General features: G+C 66.8%; 4 protein-coding genes and 1 pseudogene. 3 read left to right on the forward strand and 2 right to left on the reverse strand.

The genetic code is table 11. The features are described 5' to 3' along the window. The 3 genes from Q0O40_RS14385 to Q0O40_RS14395 all read left to right on the forward strand — a co-directional run. Nucleotides 1-579 (forward strand): HlyD family efflux transporter periplasmic adaptor subunit (locus tag Q0O40_RS14385; RefSeq protein ID WP_295531327.1); only part of this gene is annotated, 579 nt, incomplete at its 5' end. After that, a complete protein-coding gene (locus tag Q0O40_RS14390) occupies nucleotides 576-3,665 on the forward strand; it encodes an efflux RND transporter permease subunit (protein WP_295531329.1) in 3,090 nt (1,029 codons plus the stop codon). The genes Q0O40_RS14385 and Q0O40_RS14390, both read left to right, overlap by 4 nt. Then, entirely contained in the window at nucleotides 3,662-5,059 is a 1,398-nt protein-coding gene (locus Q0O40_RS14395) for a TolC family protein (RefSeq protein WP_295531332.1), read from the forward strand. The genes Q0O40_RS14390 and Q0O40_RS14395 overlap by 4 nt, the downstream gene beginning before the upstream one ends. A 3-nt stretch (nucleotides 5,060-5,062) precedes the next feature. Here Q0O40_RS14395 and Q0O40_RS14400 read toward each other — a convergent pair whose 3' ends face one another. After that, nucleotides 5,063-7,873 carry a calcium-binding protein gene (locus Q0O40_RS14400; protein WP_295531335.1) on the reverse strand — a complete coding sequence of 937 codons (2,811 nt, stop codon included), beginning with the start codon at nucleotides 7,871-7,873 and terminating at the stop codon, nucleotides 5,063-5,065. Continuing rightward, nucleotides 7,853-8,020: pseudogene (locus Q0O40_RS14405) on the reverse strand (calcium-binding protein); the annotation flags it as partial. The gene Q0O40_RS14400 and the pseudogene Q0O40_RS14405, both read right to left, overlap by 21 nt. Nucleotides 8,021-8,104 lie beyond the last annotated feature (84 nt).

An 8,104-nucleotide genomic window follows, 5' to 3' on the forward strand; every position in this document is an offset into this window, starting at 1 on the left:
GTCATGCCGTTTGGCGGGCTGGTGATCGCCAAGCGCGGCGAGGTGGGCGAATTTGCCGGAACCGGCCAGTCGCTGGTCACCGTCGCCGATGCAGGCTCGCCCCTGCTCGCCACGGCGCAGGTTCCGGCGGCACTGGCCGCGCGGCTGCAGCGAGGGCAATCTGCCAGTGTCACCAGCGGCGATGGCTCCGCCATCACCGGCAGCATCCGGCGGCTTGGCGGAGCAGCCGATCCACGCAGCGGGCTGGTGCCGGTGGATATTGCACTTGGAGCCGGAAGCCAGCGTCTGGCCAGTGGTACGCCGGTATCCGTAAGCTTTGCCGCCGGTATGGCGGGCCAGAGCGGCGCGAATGGAGCCGATGAGGGCACCATTCCCGCCGAAGCCTTGCTGGAAGCGCAAGGCAACACCGCGTCGGTCTATGTAATCGATGCGCGCGGAATTGCCCGCCGCCGCCACGTGCGGTTCTATGGCTTTACCGACCGCGATGCGCGGATCGGCGGTGTGGCCGCAGGCACGATGGTCATCACCAAGGGCGCGGGCTTCGTGCATGACGGCCAGCGGGTCGAGGTCGTGCGATGACCGCATTGATCCGATTTGCCGTGCTGCGCTGGCAGTTCATGGCGCTGGCATTGGTGCTGCTGGTGGCGATCGGCCTCATCACTGCTGCCAGCCTGCCGCGCACCGAGGACCCGCCGCTCAATAGCCCGGGGTTCAACGTGGTCGTCGTGCTGCCGGGCGCGACCCCGCAAACGATCGAGCAGCAAGTGACCAAGCCGATCGAGGTCGCGCTCGCGGGCCTCGACAACTTGCGCGAGCTCAAATCCAAAAGCGGCGACGGCGTGGCCACGATCGAGGCGGAATACATCTGGGGCACCAGCCCCGATCGCAAATACGACGAGGTGGTGCGCGAAGTAAACGCCCTGCGCCCGACCCTGCCCGCCGGGGTCATCCGGCTCGATGTGATCCGCAATCGCCCGACTTCGATGCCGATCATCCAGATCGCGCTGGTCAGCGAGATCCTGCCGATGCGGGCTTTCGAAAAGGTCGCGCGCGACCTGAAAAACCGGCTGGCCCGCATCCCCGGCATCCGCAAGGCCGAAGTGCTCGGCGCGCCGAAAAGCGAAGTGCGGGTGTCGCTCGATATGGCGCGGCTGGCGGCGCAGGGGATCAATCCGGGGACCATCGTCGAGGCTTTGCGCGCCGGCGGCGCGGAAACCCCTATCGGGTCGGTCAACGCGGGCGACCGCCGCCTCAACATGCGCTTTGCCGGCGCCTATCCCGATATCGCCGCGATCCGCGCCATCCCGGTTTTGGCAGGTGATGGGCGCGGGGTTTCGGTCGGCGATCTCGCCGATGTGGAATGGGCCGACCGCGAGCCCACCCATATCATCCACTTCAACGGCAAGCGCGCGCTGCTGGTTACCGCAGAACAAGGCGACCGCCAGGATATCGGGCGGCTCACCAAGGCAATCGAGACCGAGACCGAGGCATTCAAGCGGCTTTTGCCCGGCAGTGTGCGGCTTGAGCGCGGCTTTGTGCAGAATGACAACGTCACCGCGCGGCTTGATCACCTGACCCGCGACTTGCTGCTGGCGCTGGCGATCGTGGCGCTGACCTTGCTGCCGCTCGGCTGGCGCGCGGCGGCCGTGGTCATGATCGCCATCCCGGTGTCGCTGCTGTTCGGCGTACTCACGTTGGCCGCGTTCGACTTGACGCTGAACCAGCTCGCGGTGGCGGGTTTTGTGCTCGCGCTTGGCCTGCTGGTCGATGACGCCATCGTGGTGATCGAAAATGTCTCGCGCTGGCTGCGCGAAGGGGCCGACCGCACCACCGCCGCCATCGGGGCGACCACGCAGATCGCGCTGCCGGTGCTGGGCTGCACTGCATGCCTGATGTTTGCCTTCTTGCCCCTCATCGCGCTGCCCGAGGCTTCGGGCGAGTTCATCCGCTCGCTGCCGATCTCGGTGCTGGGCACCGTTGGCGGATCGCTGATCGTAGCGCTCACCGTGATCCCGTTCATCGCCGCGCGCGTGCTGAAGCCCGATGAAGACCCGCATGGCAACCGCATGATGCGCGCGCTCACCAGCGGCATCGAGCGGGTCTATGCCCCCGTGCTCCACCGCTCGCTCGATCGGCCATGGGCCGCGCTCGGCGCGATCTTCCTGCTGGCTTCGCTGTCTCTGCCGCTGGTCGTCGTGATCGGCTCAAGCCTGTTTCCGCCCGCCGATTTGCCGCAGTTCGTGGTGCAGGTGGAAATGCCGCGCGGCACCGCGCTCAAGGCTACAGAGGAGATGGTGGCGCGCGTCGAAAAGCGCTTGCACCGCGAATCCGCGATCAACTGGACCGTTGCCAACGCAGGACGCGGAAGCCCTGCGCTCTATTACAATGCGCGCCGCATGGCCGAAGACCCGGCGGCGGGCGAGGTCGGCGTCGGTCTCAAAGGCTTTCATGGCGAGGAGACCCGGGCCCTCATCGACCGGCTGCGGGGTGAATTTGCCCGCATTCCCGGCGCGAAAGTAACCCTGAAGACCTTCACCCAGGGCCCTCAAATCGAAGCGCCGGTCGCGCTGCGCTTCGTCGGTCCCGACCTTGCAACGCTGACCCGGCTGGCCGCTAAGGCAGAGGCGGTCATGGAAGCCGAGCCGGGCCTTCGCGATGTGGGCAACCCGCTGCGCATCACACGCACCGACCTGACCTTGCAAGTGGACGAGGCCCGCGTCCGCGCGCTCGGCGTGCCATCAGGCGCACTGCGCACCGCCTTGCAGATGGCGCTGGGCGGGGCCACGCCCGCGATCCTGCGCGACCGGGATGACGACGAATATCCGCTGTCCGTCCGGCTGCCAATGCAAGGGCGCAACGAGATCGCCGCGCTGGACCGGATCTTCGTAACGACCTTTGGCGGCGGGAGCGTGCCTCTTTCGGCGCTGGCCACCGTTTCCGCGCAGTCCGGCCCGGCGGAAATCGATCGCTTTCAGCGCGAGCGCTCGGTCACGCTAACTGCCGATGTCAAGCAAGGCACACTGGTGTCGCGCGCTGCCGATGAGGCGCTGGCGAGCATCGAGGCGCAGGTGCCGCTGCCGCCAGGCTATGCGATCAAGGTCGGCGGCGAGGCGGAGAGCAAATCGCGCAGCTTTGGCGGCCTGCTGCCCGCGATCATCGTCGCGTCTGTGGGCATTCTGGGCGTGCTGGTGCTGGAATTCGGCAAGTTCCGCCAGGTCGCCGTGGTCGCAGGTGTGGTCCCGCTGGGGTTCTTCGGCGCGGTCGTGGCGCTCTGGCTGACGGGCAACAATTTGTCGTTCACCGCGATTGTCGGCCTGATCGCGCTCGTCGGGATCGAGATCAAGAACTCGCTGCTGCTGGTCGATTTCACCGAACAGTTGCGCCGCGAGGGCATGCCAGTGCGCGCTGCGGTCGAGCGCGCGGGCGAGATGCGGTTCCTGCCGGTCTTGCTGACCTCGATCACCGCAATCGGCGGGCTGCTGCCACTCGCGTTCGAAGAAAACGGCCTTTATTCGCCCATGGCCATCGCGATGATCGGTGGCCTCGCCACTTCGACAATTCTGGCGCGAATTGCGACCCCGGTGATGTATTTGCTGATAGTTTCGCCGCGCAGCGAAAGGGCGCGTCCGGCCCCGCCATTGAACCTTGCTGGAGCACCGGCATGAACCGCGCGCGCATTCTGGTGCCTTTGGGCTTATCGGTGCTGCTTGCGGGCTGCGCCGGTTCGCTCCCCGATGTGGCGCTTAAGCCGCCGCTATTGCCGTCCTACCGCGCTGCTAATACCGCCGCGCGGCCTACCGACCGGGCCTGGTGGAAGAACTTTGGCGATCCGGTGCTGGCGGGGCTGGTCGAACGGGCTTTGGCGGGCAGCCCCGATGTCGCCGCCGCCGCCGCCCGGATCGACCAGGCCCGCGCCGCCGCCAAGGCCGCCGGAGCCGCGCGTTTTCCCTCGGGCGCGGTCAACGGATCGGCGGCGCGCGCCGAACAATCGATCGACAGCGGGATTGGCCGTCTTACCCGGTTCGTGCCCACACTGGACCGCACGCAGGATCAGGCGCTGTTGTCCGCATCGCTGGGTTGGGATCTCGATCTGGCGGGCGGACTGCGCCGCAGCCAGCAAGCCGCACTCGCCGATGCCGCCGCCGCGCGCGCCGGGCTCGAAACCGCGCGGCTGGCGGTGGCGGCCGAAGTGACCGACAACTACCTTTCTTACCGCGCGGCGCAGGCGCAGCTTGCGGTGGCCGAGGCGCGCCAGAAGCGCCTTGCCGACCGGCTGCACTTTGCCGATGTGCGGCTGCGTTTGCAGGAGGCCTCGCTGCGCGACCGCGATGGCAGCGCGGCGGCGCTGGCTGCGGCGAGCAGCGCTGCGCCGCTATGGCGCGCGCAGGCCGATGCCGCGCGCTTTGCGCTGGCGGTCCTGACCGGGGAGCCAGCCGGAACGGCATTGCCCGAACTGGACGGTGCCGGCCCGATCCCACTGGCGGGCGATCCCGCCGCCGGGGTTCCCGCCGATCTGCTGCGCGCGCGGCCCGATCTGGTGGTGGCCGAGGCGCAAGTCCTGGCGGCGCACGCCCGCGTGGGCGCGGCGCTGGGCGAATACTGGCCGCATGTGACGCTGACCGGCCTGATCGGCTTTGACACCAATACGCTATCGACCTTTGGCGCGCCTACCTCGCGCGTGACGCAAGGCGCAGTCGGCCTGCGCTGGCGGCTGTTTGATTTTGCGCGGGTGGATGCCGAAGTCCGCGCCGCGCGCGGGCGCGAGCGCGAGGTTCTGGAAAACTATCGCGCCGCTGTGCTCAAAGCAGGCGCGCAAGTCGAAAGCGGGTTTGCCCTGCTCGCCGCGCGCCGCGCCGCGCTCGAAAGCGAAGAGGCCCGGCTGGCGGCGACATCCGACAGCTTTGGCCGCGCCAAGGCTGCCCGCCGACTTGGCGAGATCAGCGAAGATCAGCTGCGCGGCGCCGAGCTTGAACGGATCGAGGCGCAGGCCAGCGCCTTCGCCGCGCGGCTGGCGCTGGCGCAGGCCCTGCTCGCCTGCCACAAGGCGCTTGGCGGCTAGGCGTCAGGCGCCGACAGTGAGCCGCGCGGCTTCGGTCGCCAGCGTGTTGTCGGTATAGAACACATAGTCGCCGCCCGATTGGGTATAGAACGCGCCATTGGCAATCGCGACACTGTCATCGCCGTTCACATGCAAGGTGAGCGACGAGCTGTTCCCAGCGCCGACCAGCGACTGGATCGTGGCCGCGTCCATGGTCAGCGTGGCATTCACGCCCGCTGCGGTGAAGTCGATGTCCTCGATTTTCGAAAGCACGCCGGTCAGGTCTGCATTGCCGATAGATCCGCTGTCAAAGCGCACCGAATCCGCGCCCGCGCCGCCATCAATCGTCCAGCCATTGCGCGGCGCGAGCGTGAACTGGTCGCCGAACGCCGACCCGATGATCCGCTCGATCCCGCTCAGGCTGTCGCCCGCGGCAGCCCCCAAGGTGCCAGTGCCGCCTGCGCCAAGCGTGAGGCCGACAGCGCTGCTCGCCGTGCCATAGTCGGCGGTGTCGGTGCCCGTCCCGCCGATCAGCGTGTCTGCGCCCACGCCGCCGCTGAGCCGGTCGTCGCCCGTGCCGCCATCGATGTTGTTGTTGCCGTCATCGCCGGTCAGCCGGTCGTTAAAAGCCGAGCCGACTAGGTTTTCGACGCTGGTATAGCTATCGCCCGCCGCCTCGTTGGTATTGAACGCGCTGTCAAACAGGTTGGCCGCGACCCCGAGGGCGGAATTGGCATACGTCGCGGTATCGGTGCCCGCTCCGCCGTCGAGCGCATCGCTGCCGAGGCCGCCGTTGAGCAGATCGTTGCCCGCTTCGCCAAAGAGCGTGTCGTTGCCCGCAGCGCCCGTCATGCTGTCGGCACCGTCGCCGCCGCGGAAGGTTTCATCCGCCGCCGATCCGAAGAAGGTATCCGCCAGCGATGTGCCGATGACCTGTTCGATGCCGTTCAACGTGTCGCCCGCCGCATCGCCGCCGCTGCTGGCGGTGCCATCGAGCCGCGCAGTGATCGCCGTGCTTGAGGCCGAGAAATCGACCGTATCAAAGCCGCCGCCACCGATCAGCGTATCGGCGCTGGTGCTGCCATAAAGCGTATCGTCGCCCAGCCCGCCATCGAGCAGTTCGATGCCCGCGCCGCCGCGCAAGGTATCGGCAAAGGCCGAGCCGACCACGCCCTCGATCGAGATATAGGTGTCACCCACTGCATCGGAGGCGGTCACGACCAGCGCGCCGGTGGCGAAGCTGGCGTTGATCGCGCTGCCTGCATTGGCGAACGAGGCGCTGTCGGTGCCCGCGCCGCCATCGAGCATGTCGGCCCCGGCGCCGCCTACCAGCGCATCGTTGCCATTGCCGCCTTGCAGCGTTTCCGCGCCGCCTGTGCCGAAAAGCGTATCGTCGAAACCAGAACCGATCAGGATCTCGATGTTGCTCAGTCGGTCGCCGGTCGCCTCGTTGCCCGCGCCCACCGTGCCATCGAGATAAGCGGTGACGCCGCCCGTCGATGCAGCATAACTGAAGCTGTCGGTATCCGCGCCGCCATCGGCGGTATCCGCGCCGGTGCCGCCGGTCATGGTATCGTTGCCATTGCCGCCCAGCAGCGTGTCATCGCCGACGAAGCCGCCGAGGGTGTCGTTGCCGTCACCGCCGGTGAGCGTCTCGGCCGAGTTCGAGCCGACCAGCGTATCGTTAAACGACGAACCGACGATCGCTTCGATGGAGGTGAGGACATCGCCCTGCGCGAAGCCGCCATTGGCGGCAGTGCCATCGAGCAAGACCGAAACCGCAGCGGTCGAGTCCGAATAATCAGCGGTATCGAAGCCGCCGCCGCCGCTGAGCGTATCAGCCCCGCCGCCGCCGCGCAGAAAATCGTCTCCCGAGCCTCCGCTCAGTGAATTGCTATTGGAATCGCCATGAAGCGTATCATTGAAGTTCGAGCCAGCGAGGCCTTCGATCGAGACATAGGTATAACCTGCGGCATCGCCCACGCTTCCGCCGCCGCTCAGCAGGCTGGCGGTGACCGCAGCGCCTGCCAGCACATAACTAACCGTGTCGCCCCCCGAACCACCGTCAAGCCAATCGGCCCCGGCATCGCCGCGCAGCGTATCATTGCCAGCCATGCCATAAACCGTGTTGGCACCGGAATTGCCCCACAGCAAATCGTCTTGATCCGAACCTTGCAGCGTCTCGATATTGCTCAGCCGGTCGCCTTGCGCCTCGCCGCCGCTGCCTGCCGCGCCGTCGAGCCCGATGGTGACCCCGCTCGAGCCGAGGTAGCTGACGGTGTCTATGCCGTCGCCGCCGTTGATCGTATCTGCTCCGCCAAGCCCGCGGAACCATTCGGCGGCTGCCGTGCCGGTGACACTGTCGGCCTGGTTGGTGAGGTAAATCGTCTGGAAGTTCCGGTAAGTATCGCCCGCCGCATCGCCGCCGATCCCAAGGGTCGTACCGTCGAGGTTGATGGTGATGCCGGTGGTTACGGAGACGCTTTCTGGGAAGTTGGGGCTCGTGCCAAAGAACAGCAGATTGCTGCCCGCACCGCCATCGAGCGCATCGGCCCCTGCACCGCCGGAAATACGATCGTTGCCATTGCCGCCGACGATCGTGTCGTTGCCGCCCAGGCCGAGCAGGTTGTCATCGCCATCGCCGCCGGTCAAAACGTTGCTGCCGGCGTTGCCCTGCAAGGTATCGCTGTAGATGGTGCCGGTCAGGTTCTCGATAGCGATGTAACTATCGCCCAGCGCATCACCAGCTGATCCGCTGCCGCCATTGAGATCGGCGGTGATTGCGGTCGCAGCCGCCGAATAATCGACCGTATCCGTGCCCGCGCCGCCGTCCATATAATCGAAACCATTGCCGCCGAGGAACGTGTCATTGCCGTTTTCGCCGTGGAGCGTGTCTCCTCCGGCGCCGCCGTCAATGCTATCGTCCCCAGCGCCTGCTCTGATCAGGTTATTCAGAGTATTGCCGACCAGCACATCGTTGAAACCTGAGCCGGTGAGGTACTGAAAGCCGGTGAAGACTGTTCCCCGTCAGCACCAATGGCACAGATTTGAGGTTGTGATTTAAGG

The organism is Novosphingobium sp. Chol11, from assembly GCF_945870625.1.
Classification (GTDB): domain Bacteria; phylum Pseudomonadota; class Alphaproteobacteria; order Sphingomonadales; family Sphingomonadaceae; genus Novosphingobium.

Excerpts from the sequence above, each read along its gene's own strand:
- Q0O40_RS14390 (WP_295531329.1), top strand. The coding sequence starts at position 576 with ATGACCGCATTGATCCGATTTGCCGTGCTGCGCTGGCAGTTCATGGCG.
- Q0O40_RS14395 (WP_295531332.1), top strand. The coding sequence starts at position 3,662 with ATGAACCGCGCGCGCATTCTGGTGCCTTTGGGCTTATCGGTGCTGCTT.
- Q0O40_RS14400 (WP_295531335.1), bottom strand. The coding sequence starts at position 7,873 with ATGGACGGCGGCGCGGGCACGGATACGGTCGATTATTCGGCGGCTGCG.